This is a genomic window from Rhodococcus sp. JCM 9793, from assembly GCF_055380405.1.
Genome location: NZ_AP043721.1, coordinates 3540614 through 3567013, shown reverse-complemented (window position 1 = coordinate 3567013; position 26400 = coordinate 3540614). Strand labels below are relative to the sequence as shown.

The window sequence follows — 26400 nt, the reverse complement described above, 5'->3', positions numbered from 1 at the left end:
ATGACTGGATTCACGCCCACGTTCCCGGTATGACGATCACCGGCGCCGACCCCGCCGCGATCGATGCCGCCATGGCCACGACCGGACAGATGCACTGGCCGACCGAGCTCTCGACGAGGAGACGCTGCACCGCGAGGCGCTCCTGCTGGTCACGCCCAGCAAACGTTGGTGCGGGCATCGCATGTCACCGCGCAGCGCCTGTGTTCGAGCGTCTACGTAAACCTGATACTTCCTGCCACCTACATGCCAGGCGGTCCAGATCCACGTCCCTCACGGCTACCCGAGACATCCTGCGATACCGCGGGCTCGACCGTGTCCCACACCGGCGCTTCAGATGCAGGACAAGACTTCACCTCGTTCACCCTGCTTGCCCCGATTCGCCCGGCTCTCAGTGCCTGCGAGGTGCCGACCACTATCGTGTGAGGCACCGGCGACTTCTTCTTCCGCCGTCCCCGGGCGGACTGGCTCGTCGATCTGATCCCGGGAGCGACGGGGGTCATCGAAGTTCCTGGTGCCCGGTTGTTCTTCCCGGACGAACGCGCGCGGGAACTCGTCGATGCGCTCAAAACCCACTGGACGTAAACCTCTGCGCCCTACGAGCAGCGGTAATGGCGCTGACGACTGCGATGTGTGCCGGAGGAAAGCGCATACTGGGCCGATGCAATCGTCGTTCTTCGATGCCCTCGACGCGCTTGCCCGCTCGGCTCAGATCCGGATCGACCGGCCCGAAGGCTCTGCGCACCCGCGATTTCCGAACGTGATCTATCCGCTGGACTACGGTTTCCTCGACGGCACCATCGCTGCCGATGGTGAGGGTGTGGACGTGTTCGTCGGTAGCAGCGCGGGTGCAGGTGTCACCGCGGTTGCGCTCACAGTGGACGCCGGCAAACGTGATGTGGAGGTCAAGGTTCTGCTGGACTGCATACCCGGAGAGATCGATGAGGTCTTCGCGTTCCTGTCCGGGACGCTCCGTCTCGGGACGACGATCGTTCACCGCTGAGCATTCACCGCCGGCACCGACCGTATCCGGGGGAGGGCACACCATGACCTGGTCGAGGCGCCAGGTTGTATCCGCGGTGTCGGTGCTGTCGGTCGCTGCGGTGACGACGGCATGCGTCACGGTCGATGTCACCGGCTCCCGCTCCGACGCTGGAGCAACGCACGGGTCTTGTGATCGCTTCGATTCGTTGTCCGGGCAACTGCGGGTGGGGGATCCGGCGTCGGCGCGACCCACCGTCGTGCCGGGTGACCGGCCACTCGAACTAGGCGAGAGCGTCCCTCCGGTGATCCACCCGCTGCTGGAGTCGGTCGAATTCGGCGAGAACGACACTGTTGTCTTCGCGCTCAGCGGGGATGGGGCCGTCGGCTGGTCTGCCCGGTTCGTGCAGGAGCCCCGATTACGGGCCACCGATGCCGCCGTCCCGATCGCAGGTTCGTGCATTCTGCAGATCGACCTGAGTGGAGTGGACACCGACGCCGCCTGGCGCGACACCGCGCTGCCCGCGCGGCTCTCGCCCGAAGGCGATGCCTCCGCGGTGGTCGAGGTCCTGAGCTATCCCAGCAGCGCCACCATCGCGCAGTCCTACCTCGGCACCCGCGCGGGTACACCGACCGTGACCGTCGACTCTTCCCCCGAGACAGGAACACTCACCATCGTTGTCGCGGCGGAAGACGGATGAGGCACATACACACCCACCGGCCGAAGCGGATCGCTCACTGATGCATCCGCGGATCACGCGACGCGTCGGCATACATGGCCGGGCAGCCGTCGACTCGCGCATCCGGTCGCAGTTCGTAATGCCACGGCTCGTTCATGTAGATCTGGCACAACCCGTACTCGGCACCCCGCTCGGACAACCACGTCGAGGCATCCGAGTGACCGACATCGATCGCGTCCCCGTGCACATGGGCGGAGGTCTCCGCGGTGGCGACCCACCGCGAGGCTTCCTCCACCGAGCCGTACTCGGCCACCGCCTCACGAAGCAGTTGATCCTGATAGGAGGCGGAACGCCAGCCGCTGTTGACATGGAACACGATCCCCTCGGCTGCCGCATCCGTCGCGGCACTGCGCAGCGCGTCGAGCAGATCGGGATCGAGGCCGGCGACCGCAGGGACGTCGTCGTCGAACACCGTGACGTCGCCGCGCGCCGCGTCGCCTGGTCGCACTTCACCTCCACGCTGGTCGAGCATCGCGGCAGACGTCGTCGTGTCGTCGTCGAAGATTCCTGGTCTTGTGGTGATGAGCAGGACCCCGGCGGCCGCCAGTGCGACGAACACTGCCGATCGGCGACCGCGCGGTCCCGTTCGTGTCGAGTGGCTCGAATACATGACCCCAACCAACGCCACCTCGTGTTGCCGGCACGTATGCAGATTTCGATACATCCACGATATGAGTCGGCTCGTAGCATCGAGGACGTGCGCGTGTTGATCGTCGAGGACGAGCCCTACATGGCCGATGCCATCCGCGACGGCCTGCGCCTCGAGGCCATCGCTGCCGATGTGGCCGGGGACGGTGACACCGCACTCGAACTGCTGAGCATCAACGCCTACGACATCGCCGTCCTCGACCGCGACATCCCCGGACCGTCCGGTGACGTCGTCGCCGAGCGCATCGTCGCCTCGGGAAGCGGCATGCCGATCCTCATGCTCACCGCCGCCGACCGGCTCGACGACAAGGCCTCCGGATTCGAGCTCGGCGCCGACGACTACCTCACCAAACCGTTCGCGCTCCGCGAGCTCGTACTCCGGCTTCGCGCCCTCGACCGGCGGCGTGCTCATCACCGGCCGCCCGTGCGCGAGATCGCTGGGTTGCGACTGGACCCGTTCCGCCGCGAGGTCTACCGCGACGGCCGCTACATCGCGCTCACCCGCAAGCAGTTCGCCGTGCTCGAGGTCCTCATGGGCGCCGACGGTGGTGTTGTCAGCGCCGAGGAGCTCCTCGAACGAGCGTGGGATGAGAACGCAGACCCCTTCACGAACGCGGTGCGCATCACCGTCTCGGCGCTCCGCAAACGCCTCGGCGAACCCTGGCTCATCGCCACGGTGCCCGGCGTCGGATATCGCATCGACACGGGACCGGACGCCGATGACGGGGGAGCGGAGCGTGGATAGGGGCCAAGGATTGAGCGTCCGCCTCAAACTCACGCTCAGCTACGCCGGATTCTTGGTGATCGCGGGTGCCTTGCTGCTCGCTGCGGTCTGGGTGTTCCTTCTGCGAGGGTCGAACAGCCTGTACGTCCCCGACCTGTCCGACTTCCTACGCGTCCTCGACCCGAGAAGTTTCGGCCCAGCCGTCTTCGTCCCGGCAGCAATACTGGTGCTGGCGTTCTTGCTGGTGTTCGGTCTCGTGGGCGGGTGGATTCTGGCCGGTCGGATGCTCGCCCCGCTCACTCGCATCGCCGACGCCACCCGCATGGCCGCAGACGGGTCGCTCTCCCACCGGATCCGGCTACCCGGCCGCCGAGATGAGTTCCGCGAACTCGCCGACTCCTTCGACACGATGCTCGCGCAGCTCGAAGCGCACGTCGCCGAACAGCAGCGATTCGCAGCCAACGCCTCCCACGAGCTGCGCACCCCGCTGGCGATCACCCGCACACTCCTCGACGTCGCGCACGACGACCCGAACCGCGACACCGGCGAACTCCTCGACCGGCTACGCGTGGTCAACGGCCGCGCGATCGAGCTCACCGAAGCGTTGCTGCTGCTCAGCCGCGCCGACCAGCGTTCCTTCACCCGCGAACACGTCGATCTGTCCCTGCTCGCGGAGGACGCCGCCGAGACACTCCTTCCCCTCGCCGAGAAGCGCGGCATCACCCTCGACGTCTCCGGAAGCATCACCCCGCTCGTCGGATCACAGGCGCTGCTGCTGCAGATGACCACGAACCTCGTGCACAACGCGATCGTCCACAATCTCCCCGACGGCGGCGCCGTGTGGGTGGCGACGACGACGTCGCGCGGGTCGGTGGTGCTCGCCGTCGAGAACACCGGCGACCGACTTGCGCCGGAGCTGGTCTCGACATTGACCGAACCATTCCAACGTGGCAGCGAACGCATCCACGGCGACCAGCCCGGTGTCGGACTCGGGCTGGCAATCGTCAAGAGCATCGTGCGAGCCCACGACGGGCACCTCACCCTCACATCACGGCCCACCGGGGGCCTCACCATTGCGGTGCATCTGCCAGGCCCGGTGCCACATGGAGCCGTGTGACGATGCCTTCCGTGGCGATCAGCAAGGCCGACCCGCCGCTCAGTCCCCCCGTACCGGAAGCCGCCGTGGGCCCGGGCCCTCCTTCGCGAGCACGTCGCCGGGGTTCGCCAACGGACAACTCTTCAGACTCAGACATCCACACCCGATGCACCCCGAGAAATCATCACGCAGCTCGGTCAACGCCTCGATCCGGCGGGTCAACTCGTCGTGCCACATCAGCGACAGACGCGACCAATCCTCCGCAGTAGGAACCCGACTGTCGGGAAGCGAATCGAGGGCCTTCTTGATGTCCTCCAAGGACACACCGACCCCCTGCGCGATCCGGATGAACGCCACCCGACGCAACGTGTCGCGCCGATAGCGCCGCTGATTGCCGGAAGTGCGACGACTGTCGATCAGCCCGCGGGACTCGTAGTAATGCAGCGTCGACACCGCGACACCGGAACGCTCCGACAACTGCCCGGGTGTCAGCCACACTCCAGCAGTCATCAGAGCCTTCCTGCATAGGGCAACGCACGTGCCGATCCGGTGTGCTGCACAGTACCGAAACCTCGCACTCGCAGCACGGAACGGGTGGCACTCCGACGCCACCCGCCCGCCCGATCGTTCAGCGACGGCCGCGGTAGAACCTCCGAATGTCCTCGGCGAGCAGCCCCGTCTCCAGATGTGCCGCGTAATGACCACCTGGCGCGTCGTACAGATTCCACGACACGATGTTCCGGTGATCACGCTCGGCGAACTTGCGCACCCCAGTGAAATCGCCCGCAAACCCCGCGACACCGAGCGGCACCTCCGTGGGCCCCGACTCACCTGCGGTCTTCGCATCCTCGAAATACATGCGGATCGCCGAGCCCGCCGTATTCGTCAACCAGTAGAGCGCGACATTGGTCAGGATGAAATCCTCGTCCAGCCGTCGCCCACCCATCGCACCGTCATCCATCAACTGCAGGTGCCAGCCCAGCAACCCCGCAGGCGAATCCGCCAACGCGTGCGCGAGAGTCTGCGGCTGCTGCGAATGCAGCTGATTGAACGAGAACTTGTTCTCCATGAACCACTGCAACTGCTGCATCTGCGCCATGTCCTGCTCCGACATCTCCGCAAACTCGGCCGGGTCACCACTCGGGAACGAGAACACCTGCATCACATGCACTCCCGTGACACGCTCCGGTGCGATCGCACCGAGACGCGGGGAGATCATCGACCCCGCATCGTTGCCGTGTGCACCGAACCGGTCGTAGCCGAGTCGCGCCATCAACTCCGCCCACGCCCGTGCCGTCCGCTCGGCGTTCCACCCGGCCTCCTGCGTCGGACCCGAGAAACCGAACCCCGGCAGCGACGGGATCACCACATCGAACGCATCCGCGGCATTGCCGCCGTGCGCCACCGGGTCGGTCAGCGGCCCGATCAGATCGAGAAGTTCGACGACGCTGCCCGGCCACCCGTGCGTGAGGACCAGCGGAAACGCGTCGGGTTCCACTGACCGGACGTGCAGGAAATGAATGAGCTGCCCGTCGATGATCGTGGTGAACTGCGGAAACTCATTGAGGCGGGCCTCCTGTGCGCGCCAATCGAACTCGGTCTGCCAGTAATCGACGAGTCGGCGCACCGAAGCGACGCTCACGCCGTACCCGTCTGCCGGGGCGTCACCGGTCCACCGGGTGCGGCGCAGTCTCTCAGCGAGATCGTCGAGAGCCTCCTGCGGAACATCGATCCGGAACGGAACAACCTTCGTATCGCGTGCAGTAGGGGCAGGGAAATCGGTGTGTGTGGTCATGTCTTCGAGCCTCGTCGCTACCGCCTCCGTGCGGCAGTGCCCCCGCGCATCGATGCGCTGGCACAATGCACGAGCAGGACATGCATTCTGCACGCCGCCGACACCCGACACGCGACGTCCACACCAGGGGAGGGGAGCGGTGCGTCAGCTACACCTTGCCAAAGCCCTGCTCGTGCTGATCCTCATGTCATGGTGCGTGTCCCGAATCGGATTCCTGTTCTCCCACGAATACGGCGACGACCGTGCCGAGGGTGTGCGCGCTGCGCTCGGCGTCGTCGCACTGGCCGCACTTGCCGGCACTGCCCTGCTCGCGGCATTGCGCGTGATCCCGCGACACCTGACAGTCCTGACGGTCGTGTTCGTCGCGGCATGCGCACTCGCGCCCTACCCGATGGTCGGCGACCCGTGGGGCCCGGTCGCCGGGCTCGCCTCGGCGATCGCATTGTTCCTCCTACCGAAACACCACTCCTGGCTGGTGTTCGTGCTGCTCGTCGCCGCAGACCTCACCTCCGCACTTGTCTTCCAGACCGGGGCGTCACCCCAAGCTCTCCTCGGGCGATTCGTGATCGACGTGATGGTCGGAGTCTGGGTCTTCGGCGTCATGCTGCTCGTCGACCTGGCCGCCCGAGCGCAATCCGAGCAGAACACACTCGCCGCCATGGCACTCGGCGAGGAACGGATACGGTCCGCCGCGCGACTGCACTCGTCGGTCGGCGCGGACCTCGCCGCGTCACGTCGACTCACGGCCTCCGGCACCGACCGGGACACCGAAGCCCGAATGACACAGGTCGCCGACCGCGCACGCCGGGCGGCCGCTGCCGTGCGCGCGCTCGCCGACACCCGGAACGAGATCGACACGCCGCGCCGACCGGACGGGACCGCCCCGGATGTCTCGCCGAGGCTCGCTCGCCTTTTCGCAGCCGCGCTGGTGCTCGGGAGCGCCGTGCTGACGTTCGTCAATCTCACCAACTTCGGCGTCGAGTCCGTCCACGGATGGGTAGCCGCGACCGGCGCGGTACTCGCGGTCACCGCACTGCAGCTCTATCACGGAACTCCCGACCGAGGCGGTCGGCCACCGCAGTGGTGGCAGTGGACACTGCCCGCCCACATCACGCTCCTGACGGTCATGCTGGGGCTCGGCGGGATCCGGTTCGCCGCACTGGTGCCTCTGGTCATCGGGTCCGCGATCTATCGGTGTCGCCCCGTGTGGGCAGGAGCAACAGCAACGGCGATCCTACTGATCCAGCAGGCGACGCTGCCTGCCGGCTCGAGTTGGGGTGATCGGCTGTACTTCCTGTCGTCGGGTGCCATTTGCGTCGCCGTCTACGCGTACTGCCGAGTGCCGAGCCTGATCCGATCCATCCAGGAAGCGGGTGACGGGATCGTCTGGCTCACAGTGCTCCAGGAACGACTCCGGCTCGAACGCGACGTGCATGATTTCCTCGGCAGGCATCTGTCGGCGATCGGGATGAAAGCCGAACTGGCCGCCCGACTCTCCTCACTCGACCCTGGCCGGGCAGCATCGGAGATCGACCAACTCACCAGCACGGTCGACCGCGCCCTGGTGGAATTGCGCACCCTCACCGACCGCACGCCTACCCTCCGGTTCGACCATGAAGTGCACGCGGCACGCGAGCTTCTCCACGCCGCGGGCATCGACTTCCGAACAGAGACGAGCGACGTCATCGTCAACCCCCGCATCGACGCGATTCTCGCCACCGTGCTGCGCGAATCGGCCACGAACGCGGTCCGCCACGGCACCGGTAGCTGCCTTCTGACCCTCACCGAAGTCGACGGTCACATCAGACTGACGCTCAGCAACGACGTCGCCGACACACCCGCCCATGACACAGGAAACGGCCTGATGAACCTCGCGGCGCGCGTCACCGAAGCCGGTGGGAGATTCGAGGTGCTGCGCGGCAACGTTTTCACCGTCACGGCAGAGTTGCCCTCGGTCAAATCCAGCCTGCCTCCGCCGCGATCCGGATGGCATCGACCCGGTTTCGTGCGTTGAGCTTCGTCACGGACGAGGCGAGATAGTTGCGCACGGTGCCGTAACTGAGATGCAGCGACGTCGCGACTTCGCGTGGCGTCGCACCACCGGCGGTCAGTCGCAGCACATCCGCTTCCCGCTCGGTGAGGAGATTGGGGGCGGTATCGAGCGTCGAATACGCCAACTGCGGGTCGACGACACGACCACCCGCGGCGACCGTGCGGATCGCATCGGCGACATCGCGGGGGTGCGTGTCCTTGAGAATGAACCCGTCGACGTGGGTGCGCGTGCCGCGCGGCGCAGATTCGCGGGGTTGCCGAGTCCGGTGAGGATCAAGGTGCGGCAGGTGGGAAGTTGCCGGTGTACTCGGGCAGCGGCGTCGAGACCGTCGAGGCCGGGCATGTCGATATCCATGACGGCGACGTCTACGGTGTGCGTGACTGCTGCATCGAGGACCTTGTCGCCGCGGGCTACCGCCGCGACAACATCGATGTCGGGTTCGAGGTTCAACAGTGCCGTGAGGGCATCACGCAGGACTCGAACATCCTCGGCGAGTAGCACCCGAATCATGGAGCCTCTTCCCTCTCGGCTGCGCGTGGTGGTGATATGACTATCCCATCACCATCGGATGGGCCCGCACTCGCGGCGCCTCTCCGGGTGGCTCACAGATGTTCACCGAGTGCCTGTAGTCGGGTCTCTTCGATGTCGAGGCGGTGCTGTGCCGCGTTGAGGGTCTTGGAACTGTAGGTTCCTCGACTCCGTGCCTCGAGGAGAGCAGCCCGCTCGGCCGCGATCGTGAGCAGCCTCAGTCGGACGTACTCTTCACGGCGAGTGTCGTGTTCCGGGTCGGGGGTGGTGCCGCGGGCCTCACGCTTTCCGATCAAGCTGTCGCTCCGGACCTGTTCGACCACATCCGGTTCGGCTCCGTCGGCGCCGGCCACGAGTGCCTCCTCGCCCGCATCTGCCAGCTCGGACAGCAGGTCACCGTACTCGGTGCGGAGCCGGTCCGAGTCGTCGCCGGGGATCTTCACCCAGCGGATCACCATCGGCAGGGTGAGTCCTTGGAGGAGCAGCGTGGTCACGGCGACGACGAAAGCGATCAAGATCAGTTCGGCGCGATACGGTGTGTCGCTCGGCAGGGATTGTGCAGCGGCGAGGGTGATGGCCCCGCGCATGCCCGACCATGCGAGCACCACGCCGCTGCGCCAACCGAGAGTTTCGGTGACCAGAAAGTCCATGTCGGCGCTGGCACGGTCGAAGCGGCGTTTGACCAGTGCCCGGCGGCGCGGGTGCAGGCCGGTTTCATCGAGCCGTTCTCGCTGTCGTTCGAGGAGGGGACGGAATTCGGCGGCCTTCCGTTCGTCTCGTTTGAGGAGGGCGACGAGCGGGACGACGAACAGCATGCGTACCGCGATGACGAATGCGGTCGCGGCGAGCCCGATCAGCAATCCCTGGCCGGTGGGCAGGCCGGCATGTTGAACCTCATCGAGGAGGTGCTTGAGACTCAACCCCATGATGAGGAAGACCGCGGACTCGAGGAGGAAGGCGACGGTGTGCCAGTTCGTTTCCTCGGTGATGCGATCCTCGGCGCGCAGATACCGGGGACCGAGATGACCGGTGACCACACCTGCCACGACCACCGCGAGCACCCCGGACGCATCGAAATGCTCGGTCGGGACGAACGCGACGAACGGGATCACGAACGAAACGGCGGTGTTGAGCACAGGGTCCTTGAACCAGGCCCGCACACGGACGTTGACGATACCGACGACGATGCCGATCACGGTTGCGACCACTACCGAGAAGAGGAAGTCGCCGGCGACCTGCCAGAGCGACACGGCGCCTGCCATCGCAGCGATCGCGGACCGCAACAGAACCAGGGCGGAGGCATCGTTGACGAGGCCTTCGCCTTCGAGCACGGTCAGCAGGCGTGACGGCAGACCGAGCTTCCGTCCGACGGCGGTGGCGGCGACCGCGTCGGGTGGGCTGACGATGGCTCCGAGCGCGAAGCATGCAGCCCACCCGAGGTCGGGAATCAGAAGGTGGAACAGCACGCCCGCGCCTGCGGTCGTGACGATCACCAGCAGGACGGCGAGTCCGCTGATGGCCTTGAAGTTTCGGCGGAAGTCCTGCGCGGGCATGGTGACCGCCGCCGAGTACAGCAGTGGAGGCAGGATCCCGGCCAAGATCAGTTCGGGTTCGATGTCGACGTCGGGTACACCCGGCACGAAGCTCAATATCGTTCCGAAGACCACCAGCATCAGGGGAGCGGCCAACCCGAGTCGTTTCGAGAAGGCCGCGACCGAGACGATGCTGGCGACACCGATGATCGCGATCAAGGTCAAGTCCATCCGACTATTTTCCTACGGCCACGATCAGGTGTCGTCACGGCCCTGACTCAGAGGGCACGCAGGGGAGTGGTGGTACGGACTCGGACGGCATGCGGGGCGGAGGATGCGGCCCTTGTTCTCACCTGTCGGGTCGGGTGGGACACGGCCGAAATCGGGCGCGGTATATGACGGGTCGCTGTCGGCGAGCCGGACACGGTGCATCGTCGTCGTCGTGTGCAATGCCGCCGGCCCGGAGGCCAGATCATTCCGGATATCTTGTCGCACAGTCTATTTGATGGATAATGGTGATTATCCATCAAGATCAACTCGAGTGGGGTATGGGCGGCGCAGTGGGGGCGGGCCCACCGATTCTGCACACCGCGACGCTCGACGACACACACAATCGCCGCATCGGCACGCGCAACGACCGAGAAGTCGGCGTGTGACGCCGTGCAACCGGCGCACACGCCGACAGGCCACGCGTCGGATACCACCCGGACGGCACCGGGTCGACGTGGAGCGCGGAGTGCATGAGGCCATTGGGAGTCCATGACGGCCGGAGTCATGAAGGCGGGTTCGGCGGCCGACCCTCACCGAAGGGGCCGGGATGCCATCTCGGGGCGGCATCCCATCCGCGGCCCCAACCTATCCTGAGCAGCGATCGGGTAGGCCCAGATTCCGACTACTTGACATAATGTAGATTATCGGCACTTTCGCCATGCCGGTTCACCTGGGGTTTTGCGGGCGTTCGGCGGCCACGCCGCGCATCGACTTCAACGCACATCATGTCGGTTCACTACGTCGGCGACATCACCGCCGACGGCGTCGATATCCGTCACGCGCTCATCATGCGATTCGCCGACATCGCACCGGAACGGGTTCTGGCGGGCCGGGCCGGTCGCCGGCGGCGCCGGACATCCGACTTGCCGTCCCGCCGACCGCCCGCATCCGCTTTGGTTTGATCAACCTTGATCGATATCCCACCCCCCTCATGCACGGCCAATCCCGTTAAAACGTCACTGTGACGTTTCGTCAACCGTGTACTCCGCTCGGCCATCCTGGCCATCACGACCAACCCGCCGCCGTCGGTGACCTGACGGTCGGCGGCGCGCACCTCCGGTGAGCGCATCTGCTCAGCGACCTCCGCCGTCGCTGTTTCTGCGCTGAGCGGGCTCGGCGCTCGCTCCCCCGGCAACCCGCCGCGCACCCTAGAAACGTCACAGTGACGTAATTCGACTCAGGCCCGTGCCTCCAGGACCAAGTTGAACGGCGTTTCCGTCGCGCGCCGGAAGCGGCCGAATCCGGCTTCGGCCGCGACGGCAGCGAGTCGCGCCTCGCCGGCCTGAGCACCGAGACCGAGCGCAACAGGTTGAGCGAGCGACGACGGCGTGCACAGTACCGTCGAGGCCGCGTAGTACATCCGCCCGACCGGATTGAGATTCTCGGCGAGATCGTCGTGCGCATACGGCTCGACGAGCATCACGGAACCGTCGCCCGAGAGTGTGTTGCGCGCATGCGTCAGCGCACCGACCGGGTCGCCCATGTCGTGCAGACAGTCGAAGTAGCACACCAGGGCGTAATCACGACCCGGATAATCCGCTGCCGAAGCGACAGCGAAATCCACGTTCTCGACGCCCTGCTCGGCAGCCAGTTCCCTTGCGCGAGTGATCGATTCGTCGTGATAGTCGAACCCGTGCACCATCGAGTTCGGAAAGGCCTGAGCGATGAGCGTCGTGGATACACCGTGACCGCATCCGATGTCGGCCACCTCGGCGCCCGCTGTGAGCTTGTCGACGACGCCATCGAGTGCGGGTAGCCACGCGTCGACCAGATTCGCGCGGTAGCCCGGCCGGAAGAATTGTTCGGTTCCGGTGAACAACTCGGTGTCGTGTTCGTGCCAGCCGAATCCTTCGCCCTGACGAATTCGTTCGGTGATCTTCTCCCTGTCCTTGAAGACTGCACTGATGAGGTGGTAGCCACCTGCCAGATAGACCGGGCTGTCGATGCGGGCGAATGCCATCGCCTGCTCCGGTCCAAGCGTGAAGGTGTCGGTGCTCGCATCGTGCATGAGATACCCACTTGCGGCCTGCGCCGACAACCATTCCCGCGCATAGCGTTCACGCACGCCGGTGCGTTCTGCCAGCACATCGGAAGTTGTCGGACCGTTGCCGTCGAGTGCTTCCCAGAACCCCAGGTCGAGGCCGATCATGACCAGTGCACTGTTCAGTGCGGCGCCCATGTCGGTGACCAGTTGCCCAAGGGTCTGTTCGAGCTTGCCTTGATCGATTTCCTCCATGTCGGGTGTGGTCATCGCACACCTCCTCGAAATAGTGATGTGCATCACAGTCTAGGCGTTCGGAAGCCCCGTGCGATCGACCACGCGGATGCACTCGTGCACTCTCGGACGCGGCATCGCTACCCTCGAGTTCGTGCACCGCGACGACACCCCCGCCGACGACCTACTCGTGGCCGACCTGCGCGACCGACTCGATCGCGCATCCGTGAACAGCCCTCTCCTCGGCACCGTCGAACTGGCCCTCATCGGCCAGTCCGGTCCGCTCGCCGACACCATCGGCAGTATCCTGCGCAAAGGTTGAGGTCACTGCCCCCGCAACTGAGCTGCGAGGTAGCGCTCGGTGCCCCGTCTCCGATGGTGAGGCTCGACCGGGAGGCAGCATTCGTCCGTTACACTCCGCTACAATTGGTAGCAGACTGCAACACGAGGAGGTCGTGATGGCTCCGTCCACCGACAAGGTCACCCGATTCGACGCCGAACTCGTCGACAGCGCCATCGCCGAGGGCGGCCGACAGAACCGCACCGGCCGTCAGCAACTCGAATACTGGGCGCGGATCGGGCGTGCCATGACCGCACACGAGAGCGCGTCGCTGCGCCGTGTGCATGACGCGTTGTCCGGGTCGCGCCCGGTCTCCGATCTCACCGATGCCGAGGGGCGCCTGTTCAACGCGGAGACCGACGCTCGGCTCGCTGACCATCTGGCGGATATCGACTATGTCGGTGTGCTCGCCGGGCGCGGTGTCACGTCGGTTGTGCTCGACGACGAGGGCCGTCTGGTCGAGCGGCATCCGGATGGAACGACGCGCGTGCTCGACGACGCATGAGGCGTCTGGATCTGGTGGTCGGCCCGAACGGTGCCGGCAAGTCGACGTTCGTGGAGTTGTCGCTCGCTCCCCTGCTGCCGCTCAGCGTGTTCGTCAATGCGGATGTGATCGCGCGGCAACGGTGGCCGGATCGGGCCGAGGAGATGTCGTATGAGGCGGCGCAGGTCGCGGCGACGGTGCGGGACCGGTTCATCGCCGAGGGGCGCTCGTTCATCGCGGAGACGGTGTTCTCGCACGAGTCGAAGCTCGAACTGATCGATCGGGCGCAGCGCGCCGGATTCGTGGTGGTGTTGCACGTGATGGTGGTGCCCGAGGCCATGTCGGTCGCGCGTGTGGCGCACCGGGTGTCGGCGGGTGGGCATTCGGTGCCGGACGACAAGATCCGGGCGCGGTATCGACGATTGTGGCCGTTGGTGGTCGAGGCGATCCGTCGTGCGGATCAGGCGACGGTGTACGACACAGCTTCGGGGACTCCGGGGCCGGTGGCGCGGTTCGCTGCGGGTGCGCCGGTCGGGGCGGTGCGGTGGCCGGTGTGGGCACCGGCGGCGCTCGCCGAACTGGGATGACACGGGCCGGTGACGCCAGCGCCACCGGCCCGATCCATGGTCTACTCCCCTGGTTCACCAATACTGAACGGCAGCACCAGCCGCGACGGATGCGCGGCGTCGCGGTAGATCTTGTGGGTCACCGGACGGCCGACCGGGACGTGGAAGGCGTCCGGCGGCAGCAGCGCGTTGTGGTCGTCGAACAGCGGTTCGTCGCAGGACAATTCGGCGACGATCTTGTGTCCGGGCAGGATCGTGGCGGCGAACGGGTAGACCCGCAGCACGTATTCCTCGATGACACCGGGTTCGACCGGCACCTTGCGGGTCAGCGGGTGGACGGGGCTGCCCGATCTCGAACGTTCGAGATCGAGTTCACGCATCGACGCTTTCAGGTAGGCGGTGGTCAGGAGCTGGCGAGTACCGCCGGGACGCTCGTCCCACAGTCGCATGATCCAGTTGGTGTCGTCCTGGTCGATCGCGGCGAACAGGTGGAACGCCCCGGTACCCATGAGCTCGGTCGGCTCCTCGAACACCGAAGTCGACCAGCGGAGGATTTCGACCTTGTCGGTCACCGTCAGCGGCGCCTGGAAGAAACCGTCGGGGGCGGCGTGTTCGACGCCCATGGCTTCGGGCTCGAAGGACAGCTTGCCTCGCGGCCGCAGGAACAGCTCTCGATGTTCCACCGGCTTCGGCGGGAAGGAGTCGCCTTCGGCGTACTCGCGGGTGCCTTCGACGAAGACGGAGACGGCGGGTTCGGTGTCGATGCCGTTGTCGATGCCTTTGAGCCACCTGTCGTACCAGCGGAACATCTTGTCGTGTTCCTCGATGAAGGGGCGCGACTGCATGGGCGGGTAGGGTCCGATGGTGAGCTTCTTGTTCGCCGCGGGTATGCGGTCGAAGCATTCGATGGTGCCGTCCATCGTCCATCCGCGGCCCTGGTCGATCTGCAGCCAGACGGGGATGTCGATGTTCTCGGCGAGGTTGACCGGGTTGCGTTCCTCGTACCAGTCGCCGTCGACGTCGTTCATGACGATGTCGAACCAGGCCTCGTGGTTCGTCGGGTAGTGCAGGGTGTGGACGAGGTTCGGCCAGGCCTGGACGTCCGGGTCCTGCAGTCGTTCCGCGACGAGCCTCTCGATCTCCTCGGCCGAGTGGGTTTCGAGCATGCGGGATTTGACGCGGTCGGTGAACGCCCAACCGGAGTCGCCGCCGCGGCCTTCGCGGGCGGCGCGGGGCATGAGCCACATGATGCCGCCGTGGTAGGTGGTCTCGTAGAAGTCGTAGTGGCCGCCGGAGACGAAGATGGCCTTGAGTGACGGCGGGCGTTCCGCGGCGGCGAGGACCTGCATCGACCCGAAGTAGGAGATGCCGATCATGCCGACGTTGCCGTCGCACCAGGGCTGTGCCGAGACCCATTCGATGAAGTCGTAGGCGTCCTGTCCGAGGGGTACTCCCCCGGCGTTGTAGTTGCCGATGTGCTCGCCTTCGGATCCTCCGGAGCCGCGCAGGTCGCCGATGACGTGGACGTAGTCGTTCGCGACGACGCGCGCGATGTCGCCGGCCTCGATGCAGCCGTCCCACATCGGCGACGGGCGACGCTGCGGGGGCATAGTGAGCGCGAGTGCCTGCAGTTCCTTGCCGTAGGGGCTCAACGCGACGAGAGCCGGGCGCGGCTTGACCGTGTCGGGTTCATCGACGGCGCGGTAGGCATCGGCGACCAGGGCGATGCCGTCGCGCATCGGGATCCGCAGGTTCTTGGTGACGGCGATCTGTTGTTCGCCGGCCTGGATGGTCTGCCAGGTGCTCTCTGTCATCGCTGCTCCTCGGGCTGGTACTGGCTGTCTCGGTACTCGAGGGAGTAGCCGTGCATCGAGGTGAAGAACGGCGACGGTTCGAGGGTCGGATCGTTCGTGTAGCCGACCGCGTCGGCGACCGGTGTGAACGGCGAATAGGGGGAATCGGTGTCGTGAAGACCGGCACACAGGCAGTGGTGGGCGGCCGTGCCCACGCGGCCTTCGATGTCGAGGCTTTCGCGGAGGGCTTCGGCGGCCTGGTCGGCGTCGAGTCGGACACCGTACGGGGTGCCGTCGGTCCGTTGGTAGGGATGGCCCAGGTAGAGGTGGCGTGGCCGGATCTCGTCGCGGAGGTACGCGAGGCTGCGCCGGTAGGCTGCCGGGTCCGTGAATCCGGGGAACCCGTTCGCGGCGCCGTGGACCTGCACGGCGTCACCGACGAAGGCGTCGTTCTGCCCGTCGAGGACGTAGGCGACCGAGCCGGGTGTGTGTCCGGGGATCGCATGGACGGAGACGGTCACCTCACGTCCGTCGACCGAGCCGAGGCGGAGCTGCTCGCCGCCGTGGACCACCATGGTGGGCTCCATCTCGCCGGAGATCACCGCGTTGCCCGCGGCGGCGACCTTCGCGACGCCTTCGGGGTCGTGCAGATATCTGCCGCGGCCGGCGAGGTATTCGTCGATGTGGGTCTGGCGTGAGCGCAGAAACGGTGCGTCGGCGGCACCGATGACGACCTGGGCTCGGCGGCCGGTCATCTCCCACAGGGCGTGTGCGCCACCCATGTGGTCGATGTGGCCGTGTGTGAGCAGGATCCACTTCACGTCTTCGATGCGTCGGCCGAGCTTCTCGAGTGCCGGTTTCATTCCGTCGGCTGGGGAGGACGCGATGCCGGTGTCGACGATCGCCATCTCGGGGGCGTCGATGAGGAAGGTGTAGAGGTGGAACCGGCCCCAGGGCGACTGCAACGGGTGGACGGGTACGGCCGGACCGTTCATTTCCCGCCTCCCTGTACGAACGCTGCGGTCTCCTCGAAGGCTGTGTGGTAGTCCGGGATCCAACCGAAGTGCTGGACGAAGCCGTGGCCTGCGCCTGCGTAGCGGGTGACGGTGGCGTCGACGCCCGCCTCGCGGAGGCGTAGGCCGTACAGTTCGCCCTCGTCGCGCAGCGGGTCGTGTTCGGCGGTCAGGATCAGTGCCGGTGGCAGGCCGGTGAGGTCCCCTCGCTTGATCGGTGAGACGCGGGGGTCGGCCGGGTCGGCACCGCTGTCGAAGTAGAAGGCGTTGAACGGTGCGAGCCCGGCGGTTTCCATGCCGTATCCGACGGCGTTCTCCTTCAGTGACGGGTAGCGGTCCTCGTCGAAGTCCAGGTCGAGCGAGGGGTAGTAGAGGACCTGGTGGGTGATGTGGTCGAAGCCGTCGTCGTGTGCCTGCGCCGCGACGGCAGCGACGAAGGTGCCGCCGGAGCTGTCGCCGGCGATCGCGAGCGTCTTCTCGTCCCAGGCAAGTTCGTCGCCGTGCTCGGCGACCCATCGGACCGCCGCGTAACAGTCGTCGAGTCCGGCCGGGAAGGCATTCTCCGGGGCGAGCCGGTAGCCGACGGCGATGACCTTCAGGCCGGTCTCGTGGGCCAGGGACCGCGCCACGTGGTCGTGGGTGTCGAGGCTGCCGAGGAAGAAGGCGCCGCCGTGGAAGTAGACGAGCACGCCGTAGGTGTCGGCTTCGGTCGGCGTGTAGATCCGTACAGGAACGCTTCCTGACGGGGTGTGGGCGACAGAATCCTCGACCGCGTGCAGCGGGAGGCGTTCGGCGAGGGTGGCCACCTGGGCTTCGTCGCCGGCGCGCATCGCGACCGGGTCGAGGGGCCCCTCCGGGTGGGGCAGGTTCGCGACGATCTCGGCGATCTTCGGGTGCAGTGCCATGGCTCAGGCCTCGATCGTCGATGCGATCTCGCCGGGCTTCTGGCCCGGGAAGACGGTGTTGACCTCGTCTTCGGACCAGCCCAGCCGGGAGAGCCGCTGCAGTTCGTCGGTGATGGGCTTGCGCTTGGCCTGGTAGGCGGCGAGCGCAGCGGGGACGGTGGCGGCGGCGGCGAGGGCATCGGCGAGCGCGCCGGAGTCCAGGATCGCCGAGTTGGCGCCCTGCCCCTGGTGGTGGCACATCGCGTGAGCGGCATCGCCGACGAGGACGACGGCGTCGGAGTGCCAGCGCTCGATGGGGTCGATGTCGTAGACGGCGCGGATGTTGACCTGGTCCCAGTCGAGGTCGCGGGCGATCGCGACGAGTCGCTCGTCGAAGCCGTCGAGCGTGGCGAGCAGGTCGTCACGGGTCATCCGCGGCGCCGGGGTGGGGTCGGCGTCGAGTGCGGTGACGTCGTAGGAGACCTGGCCGCGATGCTGCAGCGGAAGCACGTACACCTTGGTGCCGTGACCGAGGTACATGCGCAGCTTGCTGTCCAGCGGTATTCCGTGTGTCTTGTCGTTGTCGACGATGACGCGGTATGCGTGTTCACCGGCGAACACGGGTTCTGCGGTGCTGAACAGTTCGGTGCGCACGCGGGAGCGGATGCCGTCGGCGCCGATGACGAGGTCGGCGGTGACCGTCTCGCCGTTGGTGAAGGTGAGGGTGGCATGGGTGCCGTTGTCGACGACGGTTTCGAGGCGGTGGCCGAGCTTGACCACACCGTGGGGCAGGACTCCAGTGAGGACGTCGATGAAGTCGGCGCGGTGCACGAACCGGGTGGTGGTGCTGTATTCGTCGGTTTCGGGCCACGTCTCGTCGGCGATGAGGTTGCCGGTGGCGGTGAGAATCTCGAAGGACTCGCTGGGTGAGGTCACCTTCTCGACGTCGCCGAGGATGCCGAGCTTGCGGAACTGGGCGAGCGACGAGGGTCGCAGGCCGATGCCGGCACCGACCTCGCCGACGGCGGAGGCCTGCTCGTAGACGGTGACATTCGCGCCGAGGTTGATCAGGGCCCTGGCGGTGGCGGCACCGGCGTAGCCCGCTCCGACGACGGCGATGTTGAGGTTCTGGACGTCCATGGGGTGCTCTTTCTCAGCTCGTGGTCGCGAAGGTCTTGACGGAGAGGAAGTCCGCGGGGAGTTCGACGAAGATCCGGTGGATCGTGGCCTCGTCGAGATCGGCCTCGCGCAGGGCGGGGATGAGGGTGTCGAAGAGGTAGTTGACGGTGTGGCCCTTCACCCCCGGCCAGCCCAGTGGGCTGCAGTTGGCGTCGGCCGAGGCGAGTACCTGGTCGACCAGGCCGTCGCGCAGGTAGCCGAGGAAGTGGTCGAGGCGTTCTCGGCGTGGACGGCCCCAGAACGGGGGGTCGGGCAGTTCGAGGTCGTAGCCGAAGGTGTCGAAGCCGATGCGTCCGCCCTGCTCGGCGATCCAGCGGTCGCGGACCTTACCCTGGCTGACGCCGTCGTCGGCGTGGCCGAACAGGACCCGGTCGAGCGGGAGCCCCTCTTCTCGGAAGATGTCGATGGCCGGTTCGACGTCGACGGCGAGGTGCGTGAAGATCGGTACGCCGGTGGCCAGCGCGGCGCGGGCGGCGGCCCGGTAGATGCGCAGGTCGAGGTCTTTCATCCTGAAGCCGCGGCTCACGCCGACCTTGATGATGCCGGCCTTGCCGCCGGTGTTGCCGATGCCGACGGTGATCTCGTGGATGAACTGGTCGGTGAGGTAGTCGACGCCGGCTCGTTCGAAGAACGGCAGGGCGGTGTCGCCGCCGACGAATCCGGTGGAGGCGACGATGTGGACGCCGGTCTTCTCCGAGAGCGATTGGTAGTAGTTCACGTCGCGGCCGTTGCAGATGCCGGTGGCGTCGACGTAGGTGGCTGCGCCGTACGACAGCGAGTTCTCGTGGAACGTCCGCAGCTTGGGAACGGTCTCCTCGTAGCGTTGCTCCGGGGTCTTCCACCACTGCGTGTCGAGTTCGGAGCCGGGCATGCCGTAGCCGATGTGTTCGTGGACGGCGACGAAGCCGAGTTCGGCGGCCGGCACGGCGCCGAGGACGGTGTTGACGTGGGACATGGGGTTCACCTCAGTGTTCGAGAGAGTCGGGTCCGCGGGGTGCTCAGCGCACCGCGAGCAGCGCCGCCGGGTTGGTGACGACGATCTGCCGGACGGTGTCGTCGTCGACCCCCGCGGCCGTCAGCGCCGGCACGAAGCTGCTCAGAACATGAGCGAAGGCGACATCGGTGGCGGGGTGTCCGAAGGCGGCGCCGGTGGCGCTGCTCGAGAGGAGGACCTTGTCGGCGTGGCCGGTTGTCGCGAGCTCGGCGACGAGCGCGACACGCTCTGCGTCGGTCAGGTATTCGGCGTCGCCGAGGTTGCCCTCGTGGTGGCCTTCGGTGCCGATGTGGTCGATCGCGATGTATGCGCCGCGCTCGGCGAGTTTCTGCGCGAGTCCGTCGGTGCCGGTGCGGTCGACGCCGCCGACCACGATGCGGTCGGCGGCCAGGCCTTCGGCCAGGACGACCTCGAGTTCGCCGAGCGCATCGGAGCCGAAGAGGAACGAGACCGCGACACCGGTCTGCTGCGCGGCGCGGGCGGCGCCGCGCAGGAGTTCGGTGTCGGTGGCGGTCGCGCCGTCGCGGGTCACTGCGGTCGCGATGAGACCGGCGGCGCCGCGGCGTTCGAGGCGTGGCACGACCATGCCTTCGCTGACCTCGGCGGCGAAGAGTGCGGCCCACTTCTCCGCCGGCCACGGGGTCGGTGGGTTGGTCTGCGGGGTGAGGAAGTAGCCACCGAGCATGGACTCGGGGCCCTGGCCCGTGGACGCGACGATGTGGACGCCGGTAGTGCGGGAGAGCGCTTCGAGCAGGCGGAGGTCGCGGCCGTGGAATTGGCCGGTTGCGTCGACGAGGGTGCCGCCGCCCGCCGCCTTGAATGCGTTCAGTTTCACTTCGAGCGTGTCGAAGATCTCGGCTCGGTCGAGGGTGATGTCGAACGCGTACTGGGCGCCGGGCAGGACCGACAGGATCGCTTCGTGGATCGCGGTGGCGCCGAGCTGATCGGCGGGTACGGGACCGAGGACCGTGTGGACGGTGGCGGTGGGGGTGTCGATGGGGGTGGGGGCGCCACTCATCGGCATTTCCTTTCGATCGACGGCATGCCGGTTCGGCGTGGTAGCAGTCACAGTAACCATTAGGATTACATGACGTCAAGTGAGTTTTCGTAGTGAACTTTCACTTTACGTTTGGATATGTAACTGGCCTCGACGCTTGTTCTCGGTGGGTGCGCGCCATTCCGGGCCGCTAAGATCAGGGCCCATGTCCCTCCGTGCCGCCCAGAAGCAGATGACCTACGAACTGTTCCTCACGACGGCGCTCGATCTGTTCGGGTCGAAGGGCTACGCGGCGACCACGATCGACGACATCGCCACCGCTGCCGGATCGACACGCACTACCTTCTACCTGCACTTTTCATCCAAGTCTGAAGTGATCAGTGCGCTCTTGACGAAGGCCGACGCGATCTTGACCGCGCCCGACGACCCCCCCTTGACCGAGGTCGTCGCCTCCGGTTCACGCCCGGATATCCGGACCTATCTCGATCGCAAGTTCACCCAGTGGGACGAGATCAAGCCCTATCTCACGGCGTCGTATCAGGCCGCCCACGAACCGGATGTCGCTGCGAGAACCGAACAGTGGTTCGAGGATGCGGTCGGTGAGATGACCGAAGGATTGAACCGAACGAACCGTTTCGCGGAGGATCGTCGCCGGATCCGCTGTGTGCTGGCATTCGGCCAGCTCGAACATCTGTCCCGCCGCTACTTCTCCGTCGGCTGGAACACCCCCCGCGAGATCTGCCTCGACGAACTGACCGACTCCTGGTGTCATCTGCTCGCCTCGGGCGCCTGACGGTCAGCCGCCCGACCCGAATGCGGACGCCTCGACGAGGATCGTGCGCAACCAGTCGATGAACTCCATGTCCGCCAGATGCGGGTTCCACACCATGTCCACGCCCAACGGCGACACCGGCAGGGGAAACTCCTCGACCCGCAGGGCGATCCGCTCCCCCATCGCGGCGGCGACCCGGAAGGTGTGCACCGCGACGCCCCCGGCGGTCGCCACCAGGTGCGGCACGAGAAGGAAGTCGGAGATCAACCGTCCGATGCGGTACTGCACACCCTGCGCGTCCAACGTGGCGTACGGGGGCACCCGATGTTGCGAGTCGTACGCGACATGCGGCAGCGAAGTGAGCAGATCCAGCGCGGAGGCGTCGGGATCGGTGTCGGGGTGGGCGATGACCACCCACCGGTTCTCGTGGAGCCGCTCTCGGGGGTAGGGCGAGGTGAAGGCCTCGGACAGCAGGACGACGTCCACGCCGTCGTCGGTGAAGTCGCCGGCCTGCGGCTCGACGAAGTTGCGGATCCGCAGTGTCGCATGCGGGGCGCGCTCGGCGATCAGCCGCGCCAACGCGGGGCCGAGCACGAACGCGGTGCTGCTGGTCATCGCCACCGTGATGGTGCGGCCGTCACGTGCGGGATCGAAGCCGGGGAAATTCACCACTCTCGCGGTGTGCCGCAGTACCTCCCGCAGCGGAGCGATCAGTTCCAGCGCGCGGGGGGTGAGCGCGAGGCCGCTCCCCTGCCGGGTCACCAGATCGTCTCCGATCAGGCGCCGCATCCGGCTCAGTGCGTGACTCATCGCGGGTTGGGTCATACCCACCCGGGCGGCCGCGCGGGTGACCGACCCTTCCTCGAGCAACGCCAGCAGCGGAACCAGCAGATTGAGGTTGACCGCGGCAAGGCGCGCGAGGTCGGGGTCGGCGCGGTGATCCGTAGGTGGAGTCATCCACGCGGACTCTACGCGGCGGTATTCCCGGGGGCGGCCACCTGTCCGGTCGCCGCGGCACGCCGAAGTTTCGGAATGGAGATGCGGTGATCGACGGCGACCGCGACCCCGTGCCCGTCGGGGTGGCGCCAGTGCATCAGTGCCGATCCGTGCGGATCGTCACCGACCAGGAAGTCGGGGGCACCGGTGACCGGCAGGTGCCCGACCGCCTTGAGGTGGAGCCCGAACTGCTCGGTCCAGAAGTACGGTGCAGCGTCGAATTCGGGTGCGGAGTCGCCGGTGAGCAATGCGACCGCAGCGACCTTGGCCTGGTCGACAGCGCTGCTCCACAGAGGGATCCGGCGGATACTCCCGCGGGTCGGGAGGGCTGCGACGTCCCCGGCCGCGACGATCCCCGGCGCGACCCGGCCCCGCGAGTCCGCGACCAGGCGGCCGTCGGTGAGCAGGCCCGAGCCGGTGAGCCACTCGAGGTTGGGCACATCGCCGATCGCCGCGACGACGAGGTCGGCGTCGATGCGGGTCCCGTCGCCGCAGGTGACACCGGTGGCGTCGATCCCGGTCGCAGTGCCGTGGACGATCGTGGTACCCGTGGCGAGGGTCGCGGTGGTGAACACCCTCGACAGGTACGGGCCGAGTTGGGGGCGCATCGGGGCGGTGTCGGCGACGAGGGTGACGGTGCATCCGGCCTGCATCGCGGCTGAGGCGACCTCCATGCCCAGCGGGCCGGCACCGACGACGACCACCGACGGGCGAGAGGCGAGTCGCTCGCGCAGCAGCAGCGCGTCGTCGAGCGTGCGCAAGGTCAGCGCGCCGCCGTCCGGCCGGCGGGCGCGGGCACCGCTGGCGATGACGAACCCGTCGTAGGGCAGTTCGGTGCCGTCGCCGAGACGGACCCGGCGGGCGGCGACGTCGAGGCCGACGGCGCGCACTCCGAGCAGTTCGGTGGCCCCGTGTGTGGGGGCCGCGAGTGCGTGCGAGCCACCGTCGACGAGCAGCGCCTTCGACAGCGCGGGCCGCGAGTATGCGCCGTGTCTCTCGTCGCCGACGATGGTCAGTTCTCCGTCGAACCCGGTGGTGCGCAAGCGGTCGCAGACGGTCTGTCCGGCGATGCCGTTACCGACCACCACGATGCGGTGCATGTCGCGCCGCATCGACGCGCCTCTGCTCATGACGACAGTGCCAGGGCTGCGACAGGGCACACGCGTACGGCGGCGCCGGCGGCGGCCGCGCGGGGATCGTCGGCGGGGAGTTCGGCGATGTCGAGGACGAGTTCACCGTCGTCGTCGAGGTGCATCAACTGAGGTGCGGCCTCTTCGCACAGTCCGTGGCCTTCACAGCGGGGACGGTCGAGTGTGATCTTCATGCCGGGAGGACCTCCAGGATCTCGAGTCGGTCGATCGAACGGGTGGTGTTGCTGGGTGTGCGGATCGGGTCGTCGGCGACCAGGTGGGACGCGTGGGTGGCCAGGGCGGCGATGACGGCGTGGCCTTCGAGGCGGGCCAGTCCCTGCCCCGCGCATCCGTGCGGGCCGTACCCGAAGGACAGGTGATCGACCGGGTTGCGTTCGATGCGGAAGGTGTCCGGGTCGTCGAAGTGGCGCGGATCGCGGTTGCCGGCACCCAACAGGATCGCTGCCTGTGCCCCGGCGGGGATCACGGTGCCGTCGATGTCCACGTCGCGGGTGACGGCGCGACCCCAGGCGTGGAGCGGAACCCAGTAGCGCAGGACCTCATTGAACGCGGCAGGCACCAGCGTGGGGTCGGCGCGGACGAGGTCGAACTGGTCGGGGTGCGCCGCGAACAGCGCGACGATGTTGCCGATCGACGCGATCGTGGTGTCCACTCCTGCGCCGAGGTACTGGTGGATGATGTGGCCGGCGGCGCCCGGCGGGACGGCGCCGCGTGCCTCGGCGTCGAAGAGTGCGCGGCCGACCGATCCGGGGGTCAGATCGTCGGCCGTGACCTGGGAGCACCATGCGTAGAGTTCCCCTGCGATGGGAAAGTCCTCGACGGTGCGCTGGTTCATCGGGCCGAGGACCTCCATGGCGGCCTGGCCCCAGCGGAGCATGTTCTCGCGGACGGTGCCGGTGAATCCGATCAGGTCGGCGACGATCTCGAGGGGGAAGGCGCGGGCGAGCGCGTCGACGGCCTCGAAGGATCCTTTCTCCACCAGGTCGGCGACGAGTACGTCGGCCTTGGCCACGATGGAGCCTTTCAGTCCACGCAGGGCGCGGGGGGACAGGTTCTCGGTGAGGGTGGCGCGGAGCTCGGTGTGCACGGGCGGGTCCGAGGCGAGGGAGGTGCCCTGCAGTGCGTCGTTCGCCATGGGGTTGAAGCCGACGGTGCGGGAGGAGAAGGTGTCGGTGTCGGCGAGGGCGGCGCGGATGACGTCGTAGCGGGTCAGGGCGTAGACGTTGTTGGTGGGCAGGTATACGACCGGGCCGAGGTCGCGTAGTGCCGCGAACGTCGGGTAGGGGTCGGGCAGGATGTCGTCGGCGAAGAGGTCGAGGTCCGACATCACGGGAGGGCTGCTGGGCATGCCGTCCATTGAAGGGAGTCCCACGTCATAAATCCAACGCATATTCGGTATGTATGAGTATGCGTTGGATTCATGACCTGGGTCATGTCACACCCACTGCACGAGTTGCCACACGATGCCGTTGGGGTCGGAGAACTGGCAGTAGCGCTCCCCCCACGGCTCGGTTTCCGGCGCGGTGATCACCGTGGCGCCCGCGGCGGCGATGCGGGCGTATTCGGCGTCGAGGTCGTCGACGACGAAGGCGATCAACATGCCTTGACCGGCGGGGCCTGCGATGGAGGCGGGTTTGAAGGTGCTCAACCCGGTGCGCAGGAAGACGATGTTCAGTCCTGCGCCGGGGTGCGCGAGGGAGATGAAGCCGTCGTCGGACATGGCTTCGGTGAACCCGAAGTGCGCCTTCGCGAAATCGGCGGAGGCGGTGGTGTCGGCGACGTTGAGGGACAGGGCGGTACCGGTGATGTGGATGGTGACCTCCGGGGAGTAGATAAACCTTATGCAGTGTATACATTATTCAGTGTATAGATTTATTGCGGAGGATGCACCCCGACTCCCAGGAGAGACCCGATGGCCCGCGACCTGATCGACCTGTTGTGGCGTGATCACCCCGATGCGCCGCGTGGCGGCACCCGTGGACCACAAGCGAAAGTCACTACTACACAGGCAGTTTCGGCCGCCATCACCCTCGCCGACACCGAAGGTCTCGCCGCCGTGACGGTGCGGCGACTCGCCGCCGACCTCGGCATCTCCGGGATGGCCCTGTACACCCACGTCGGCTCCCGCGACGACCTACTGGTACTCATGGCCGACACTGCCCGCGCGGGCCTGCCGCGGAGCCCGTACGCGAGCGAACACTGGCGCGCACGTGTCCGACAGGTCGCCGAAGCCGACCTTGCGCTGTACACCGCACACTGGTGGCTGCTCGATGTCACCGACCAGCGCACCGCCCTGGGGCCCGGAACGATCGCGACCTACGACCACGACCTGCATGCCTTCGACGACACCGCGCTGACCGACATCGACCGCGACGCGGCGCTGACCTTCGTCGCCGACTTCACCCGTGCGTCGGCGCAGGCGCGCCGCCCCGATCCCGGCGCGGCCGACATGGCCGAGGTCTGGTCCTCCTGGCACCGGCGTCTCGCCGCGTATATCGGCGACGACTTCCCGCTCGGCCGGCGGGTGGGCGCCGCCGCCGGGGAGTCGATGAACACCTCCTACAGCCCGCAGGCCGCGTGGGCGTTCGGGCTCGAGCGGGTCCTCGATGCGTTGGGGTCGCTCATCGACCACACCTAGCTCCGACGCCCGCC

Annotated in this window: 30 protein-coding genes; 11 read left to right on the top strand and 19 right to left on the bottom strand. The window is 67.0% G+C overall.

All coding sequences use genetic code 11. The features are described from left to right. Positions 1 to 10: 10 nt before the first annotated feature. Positions 11 to 178 (bottom strand): hypothetical protein, encoded by a 168-nt coding sequence (locus ACZ46K_RS18500; RefSeq protein WP_464744030.1) that lies wholly within the window; start codon positions 176 to 178, stop codon positions 11 to 13. 480 nt (positions 179 to 658) lie between these two features. Between ACZ46K_RS18500 and ACZ46K_RS18495 the strand changes: the two genes are divergently transcribed. Together ACZ46K_RS18495 and ACZ46K_RS18490 are read left to right on the top strand one after the other, a co-directional pair. Beyond that, positions 659 to 1000: an inorganic pyrophosphatase gene (locus ACZ46K_RS18495; RefSeq protein WP_054806755.1), complete on the top strand. Its 342-nt coding sequence runs from the start codon at positions 659 to 661 to the stop codon at positions 998 to 1000. A gap of 43 nt (positions 1001 to 1043) precedes the next feature. Continuing rightward, entirely contained in the window at positions 1044 to 1679 is a 636-nt protein-coding gene (locus tag ACZ46K_RS18490; protein ID WP_464744029.1) for an AMIN-like domain-containing (lipo)protein, read from the top strand. Positions 1680 to 1713: 34 nt separating this feature from the next. On the opposite strand, the gene ACZ46K_RS18485 is transcribed toward ACZ46K_RS18490, so the two are convergent. Further along, positions 1714 to 2277 carry a M15 family metallopeptidase gene (locus ACZ46K_RS18485; RefSeq protein ID WP_464744028.1) on the bottom strand — a complete coding sequence of 188 codons (564 nt, stop codon included), beginning with the start codon at positions 2275 to 2277 and terminating at the stop codon, positions 1714 to 1716. A 138-nt stretch (positions 2278 to 2415) separates the two neighbouring features. On the opposite strand from ACZ46K_RS18485, the gene ACZ46K_RS18480 reads away from it, so the two are divergent. Continuing rightward, positions 2416 to 3111: a response regulator transcription factor gene (locus ACZ46K_RS18480; RefSeq protein WP_464744027.1), complete on the top strand. Its 696-nt coding sequence runs from the start codon at positions 2416 to 2418 to the stop codon at positions 3109 to 3111. After that, a complete protein-coding gene (locus tag ACZ46K_RS18475) occupies positions 3104 to 4207 on the top strand; it encodes an ATP-binding protein (RefSeq protein ID WP_054810308.1) in 1104 nt (367 codons plus the stop codon). The genes ACZ46K_RS18480 and ACZ46K_RS18475 overlap by 8 nt, the downstream gene beginning before the upstream one ends. Positions 4208 to 4246: 39 nt before the next feature. On the opposite strand, the gene soxR is transcribed toward ACZ46K_RS18475, so the two are convergent. Continuing rightward, positions 4247 to 4696, bottom strand: a complete 450-nt coding sequence (soxR, locus tag ACZ46K_RS18470) for a redox-sensitive transcriptional activator SoxR (protein WP_054810306.1) — start codon at positions 4694 to 4696, stop codon at positions 4247 to 4249. 118 nt (positions 4697 to 4814) lie between these two features. Further along, positions 4815 to 5981, bottom strand: a complete 1167-nt coding sequence (locus ACZ46K_RS18465; RefSeq protein WP_054806752.1) for an epoxide hydrolase family protein — start codon at positions 5979 to 5981, stop codon at positions 4815 to 4817. Positions 5982 to 6120: 139 nt separating this feature from the next. Between ACZ46K_RS18465 and ACZ46K_RS18460 the strand changes: the two genes are divergently transcribed. Beyond that, positions 6121 to 7995 (top strand): sensor histidine kinase, encoded by a 1875-nt coding sequence (locus ACZ46K_RS18460; RefSeq protein WP_464744026.1) that lies wholly within the window; start codon positions 6121 to 6123, stop codon positions 7993 to 7995. Here the strand turns inward: ACZ46K_RS18460 and ACZ46K_RS18455 are convergent. From ACZ46K_RS18455 to ACZ46K_RS18445, 3 genes are all read right to left on the bottom strand, one after another. Continuing rightward, entirely contained in the window at positions 7937 to 8158 is a 222-nt protein-coding gene (locus tag ACZ46K_RS18455; protein WP_464744025.1) for a response regulator transcription factor, read from the bottom strand. The genes ACZ46K_RS18460 and ACZ46K_RS18455 overlap by 59 nt on opposite strands. After that, on the bottom strand, positions 8089 to 8544 hold the full coding sequence (locus ACZ46K_RS18450) for a response regulator (RefSeq protein WP_464744024.1): 456 nt from the start codon (positions 8542 to 8544) through the stop codon (positions 8089 to 8091). Before ACZ46K_RS18450 ends, ACZ46K_RS18455 begins: the two co-directional genes overlap by 70 nt. A 92-nt stretch (positions 8545 to 8636) precedes the next feature. Continuing rightward, positions 8637 to 10325 carry a cation:proton antiporter gene (locus tag ACZ46K_RS18445; RefSeq protein ID WP_464744023.1) on the bottom strand — a complete coding sequence of 563 codons (1689 nt, stop codon included), beginning with the start codon at positions 10323 to 10325 and terminating at the stop codon, positions 8637 to 8639. 764 nt (positions 10326 to 11089) lie between these two features. Between ACZ46K_RS18445 and ACZ46K_RS18440 the strand changes: the two genes are divergently transcribed. Next, entirely contained in the window at positions 11090 to 11266 is a 177-nt protein-coding gene (locus ACZ46K_RS18440) for a hypothetical protein (protein WP_464744022.1), read from the top strand. Between the two features lie 275 nt (positions 11267 to 11541). Here the strand turns inward: ACZ46K_RS18440 and ACZ46K_RS18435 are convergent, their stop codons facing one another. After that, positions 11542 to 12615 (bottom strand): class I SAM-dependent methyltransferase, encoded by a 1074-nt coding sequence (locus ACZ46K_RS18435; protein ID WP_464744021.1) that lies wholly within the window; start codon positions 12613 to 12615, stop codon positions 11542 to 11544. Between the two features lie 55 nt (positions 12616 to 12670). Here ACZ46K_RS18435 and ACZ46K_RS18430 point away from each other — a divergent pair, with 55 nt between their 5' ends. The 3 genes from ACZ46K_RS18430 (at position 12671) to ACZ46K_RS18420 (ending at position 13990) form a co-directional block, all read left to right on the top strand. Continuing rightward, entirely contained in the window at positions 12671 to 12901 is a 231-nt protein-coding gene (locus tag ACZ46K_RS18430; protein ID WP_464744020.1) for a hypothetical protein, read from the top strand. A gap of 136 nt (positions 12902 to 13037) precedes the next feature. After that, on the top strand, positions 13038 to 13424 hold the full coding sequence (locus ACZ46K_RS18425; protein ID WP_054807167.1) for a TA system antitoxin ParD family protein: 387 nt from the start codon (positions 13038 to 13040) through the stop codon (positions 13422 to 13424). Continuing rightward, on the top strand, positions 13421 to 13990 hold the full coding sequence (locus ACZ46K_RS18420) for an AAA family ATPase (protein WP_132473807.1): 570 nt from the start codon (positions 13421 to 13423) through the stop codon (positions 13988 to 13990). The genes ACZ46K_RS18425 and ACZ46K_RS18420 overlap by 4 nt, the downstream gene beginning before the upstream one ends. Positions 13991 to 14031: 41 nt before the next feature. Here ACZ46K_RS18420 and ACZ46K_RS18415 read toward each other — a convergent pair whose 3' ends face one another. Genes ACZ46K_RS18415 through ACZ46K_RS18390 form a run of 6 tightly spaced genes read right to left on the bottom strand, consistent with a single transcriptional unit; the run spans position 14032 to position 20850 of the window. Beyond that, positions 14032 to 15783, bottom strand: a complete 1752-nt coding sequence (locus ACZ46K_RS18415) for a CocE/NonD family hydrolase (RefSeq protein ID WP_054810783.1) — start codon at positions 15781 to 15783, stop codon at positions 14032 to 14034. Then, a complete protein-coding gene (locus ACZ46K_RS18410) occupies positions 15780 to 16757 on the bottom strand; it encodes an MBL fold metallo-hydrolase (protein WP_132473809.1) in 978 nt (325 codons plus the stop codon). The genes ACZ46K_RS18415 and ACZ46K_RS18410 overlap by 4 nt, the downstream gene beginning before the upstream one ends. Beyond that, positions 16754 to 17680: an alpha/beta hydrolase gene (locus ACZ46K_RS18405; RefSeq protein ID WP_464744019.1), complete on the bottom strand. Its 927-nt coding sequence runs from the start codon at positions 17678 to 17680 to the stop codon at positions 16754 to 16756. Before ACZ46K_RS18405 ends, ACZ46K_RS18410 begins: the two co-directional genes overlap by 4 nt. A 3-nt stretch (positions 17681 to 17683) precedes the next feature. Continuing rightward, positions 17684 to 18799, bottom strand: coding sequence for an FAD-dependent monooxygenase (locus ACZ46K_RS18400; protein ID WP_464744018.1), 1116 nt, complete (start codon positions 18797 to 18799; stop codon positions 17684 to 17686). 13 nt (positions 18800 to 18812) lie between these two features. Next, positions 18813 to 19793: a phosphotriesterase family protein gene (locus ACZ46K_RS18395; RefSeq protein ID WP_054807905.1), complete on the bottom strand. Its 981-nt coding sequence runs from the start codon at positions 19791 to 19793 to the stop codon at positions 18813 to 18815. Between the two features lie 43 nt (positions 19794 to 19836). Then, on the bottom strand, positions 19837 to 20850 hold the full coding sequence (locus ACZ46K_RS18390) for a phosphotriesterase family protein (protein WP_464744017.1): 1014 nt from the start codon (positions 20848 to 20850) through the stop codon (positions 19837 to 19839). 184 nt (positions 20851 to 21034) lie between these two features. Here ACZ46K_RS18390 and ACZ46K_RS18385 point away from each other — a divergent pair, with 184 nt between their 5' ends. Further along, positions 21035 to 21622 (top strand): TetR/AcrR family transcriptional regulator, encoded by a 588-nt coding sequence (locus ACZ46K_RS18385; RefSeq protein ID WP_054720729.1) that lies wholly within the window; start codon positions 21035 to 21037, stop codon positions 21620 to 21622. A gap of 3 nt (positions 21623 to 21625) precedes the next feature. On the opposite strand, the gene ACZ46K_RS18380 is transcribed toward ACZ46K_RS18385, so the two are convergent. From ACZ46K_RS18380 to ACZ46K_RS18360, 5 genes are all read right to left on the bottom strand, one after another. Continuing rightward, on the bottom strand, positions 21626 to 22558 hold the full coding sequence (locus ACZ46K_RS18380; protein ID WP_054810940.1) for a LysR family transcriptional regulator: 933 nt from the start codon (positions 22556 to 22558) through the stop codon (positions 21626 to 21628). An 11-nt stretch (positions 22559 to 22569) separates the two neighbouring features. After that, positions 22570 to 23727 (bottom strand): NAD(P)/FAD-dependent oxidoreductase, encoded by a 1158-nt coding sequence (locus ACZ46K_RS18375; RefSeq protein ID WP_199233315.1) that lies wholly within the window; start codon positions 23725 to 23727, stop codon positions 22570 to 22572. After that, the gene (locus tag ACZ46K_RS18370; protein WP_054807860.1) at positions 23724 to 23921 is read right to left on the bottom strand and encodes a ferredoxin; all 198 of its coding nucleotides are present in this window, start codon (positions 23919 to 23921) and stop codon (positions 23724 to 23726) included. Before ACZ46K_RS18370 ends, ACZ46K_RS18375 begins: the two co-directional genes overlap by 4 nt. After that, on the bottom strand, positions 23918 to 25096 hold the full coding sequence (locus ACZ46K_RS18365; RefSeq protein WP_464744016.1) for a cytochrome P450: 1179 nt from the start codon (positions 25094 to 25096) through the stop codon (positions 23918 to 23920). The genes ACZ46K_RS18370 and ACZ46K_RS18365 overlap by 4 nt, the downstream gene beginning before the upstream one ends. An 87-nt stretch (positions 25097 to 25183) precedes the next feature. Further along, positions 25184 to 25561, bottom strand: a complete 378-nt coding sequence (locus tag ACZ46K_RS18360) for a VOC family protein (RefSeq protein ID WP_054720588.1) — start codon at positions 25559 to 25561, stop codon at positions 25184 to 25186. Between the two features lie 99 nt (positions 25562 to 25660). On the opposite strand from ACZ46K_RS18360, the gene ACZ46K_RS18355 reads away from it, so the two are divergent. Next, complete coding sequence (locus ACZ46K_RS18355) at positions 25661 to 26386, top strand: TetR/AcrR family transcriptional regulator (protein WP_464744015.1); 726 nt, start codon at positions 25661 to 25663, stop codon at positions 26384 to 26386. The last annotated feature ends 14 nt before the right edge of the window (positions 26387 to 26400 follow it).

Bases quoted from the DNA above. Each gene is read 5' to 3' on its own strand.
- ACZ46K_RS18425 (WP_054807167.1), top strand. From the start codon at position 13,038: ATGGCTCCGTCCACCGACAAGGTCACCCGATTCGACGCCGAACTCGTC.
- ACZ46K_RS18390 (WP_464744017.1), bottom strand. From the start codon at position 20,850: ATGAGTGGCGCCCCCACCCCCATCGACACCCCCACCGCCACCGTCCAC.
- ACZ46K_RS18365 (WP_464744016.1), bottom strand. From the start codon at position 25,096: ATGCCCAGCAGCCCTCCCGTGATGTCGGACCTCGACCTCTTCGCCGAC.
- soxR (WP_054810306.1), bottom strand. From the start codon at position 4,696: ATGACTGCTGGAGTGTGGCTGACACCCGGGCAGTTGTCGGAGCGTTCC.
- ACZ46K_RS18495 (WP_054806755.1), top strand. From the start codon at position 659: ATGCAATCGTCGTTCTTCGATGCCCTCGACGCGCTTGCCCGCTCGGCT.
- ACZ46K_RS18435 (WP_464744021.1), bottom strand. From the start codon at position 12,615: ATGACCACACCCGACATGGAGGAAATCGATCAAGGCAAGCTCGAACAG.
- ACZ46K_RS18450 (WP_464744024.1), bottom strand. From the start codon at position 8,544: ATGATTCGGGTGCTACTCGCCGAGGATGTTCGAGTCCTGCGTGATGCC.
- ACZ46K_RS18370 (WP_054807860.1), bottom strand. From the start codon at position 23,921: ATGAAGATCACACTCGACCGTCCCCGCTGTGAAGGCCACGGACTGTGC.
- ACZ46K_RS18445 (WP_464744023.1), bottom strand. From the start codon at position 10,325: ATGGACTTGACCTTGATCGCGATCATCGGTGTCGCCAGCATCGTCTCG.
- ACZ46K_RS18400 (WP_464744018.1), bottom strand. From the start codon at position 18,799: ATGGACGTCCAGAACCTCAACATCGCCGTCGTCGGAGCGGGCTACGCC.
- ACZ46K_RS18410 (WP_132473809.1), bottom strand. From the start codon at position 16,757: ATGAACGGTCCGGCCGTACCCGTCCACCCGTTGCAGTCGCCCTGGGGC.
- ACZ46K_RS18420 (WP_132473807.1), top strand. From the start codon at position 13,421: ATGAGGCGTCTGGATCTGGTGGTCGGCCCGAACGGTGCCGGCAAGTCG.
- ACZ46K_RS18465 (WP_054806752.1), bottom strand. From the start codon at position 5,981: ATGACCACACACACCGATTTCCCTGCCCCTACTGCACGCGATACGAAG.
- ACZ46K_RS18405 (WP_464744019.1), bottom strand. From the start codon at position 17,680: ATGGCACTGCACCCGAAGATCGCCGAGATCGTCGCGAACCTGCCCCAC.
- ACZ46K_RS18500 (WP_464744030.1), bottom strand. From the start codon at position 178: ATGCCCGCACCAACGTTTGCTGGGCGTGACCAGCAGGAGCGCCTCGCG.
- ACZ46K_RS18375 (WP_199233315.1), bottom strand. From the start codon at position 23,727: ATGAGCAGAGGCGCGTCGATGCGGCGCGACATGCACCGCATCGTGGTG.
- ACZ46K_RS18380 (WP_054810940.1), bottom strand. From the start codon at position 22,558: ATGACTCCACCTACGGATCACCGCGCCGACCCCGACCTCGCGCGCCTT.
- ACZ46K_RS18355 (WP_464744015.1), top strand. From the start codon at position 25,661: ATGGCCCGCGACCTGATCGACCTGTTGTGGCGTGATCACCCCGATGCG.
- ACZ46K_RS18415 (WP_054810783.1), bottom strand. From the start codon at position 15,783: ATGACAGAGAGCACCTGGCAGACCATCCAGGCCGGCGAACAACAGATC.
- ACZ46K_RS18440 (WP_464744022.1), top strand. From the start codon at position 11,090: ATGTCGGTTCACTACGTCGGCGACATCACCGCCGACGGCGTCGATATC.
- ACZ46K_RS18385 (WP_054720729.1), top strand. From the start codon at position 21,035: ATGTCCCTCCGTGCCGCCCAGAAGCAGATGACCTACGAACTGTTCCTC.
- ACZ46K_RS18395 (WP_054807905.1), bottom strand. From the start codon at position 19,793: ATGTCCCACGTCAACACCGTCCTCGGCGCCGTGCCGGCCGCCGAACTC.
- ACZ46K_RS18490 (WP_464744029.1), top strand. From the start codon at position 1,044: ATGACCTGGTCGAGGCGCCAGGTTGTATCCGCGGTGTCGGTGCTGTCG.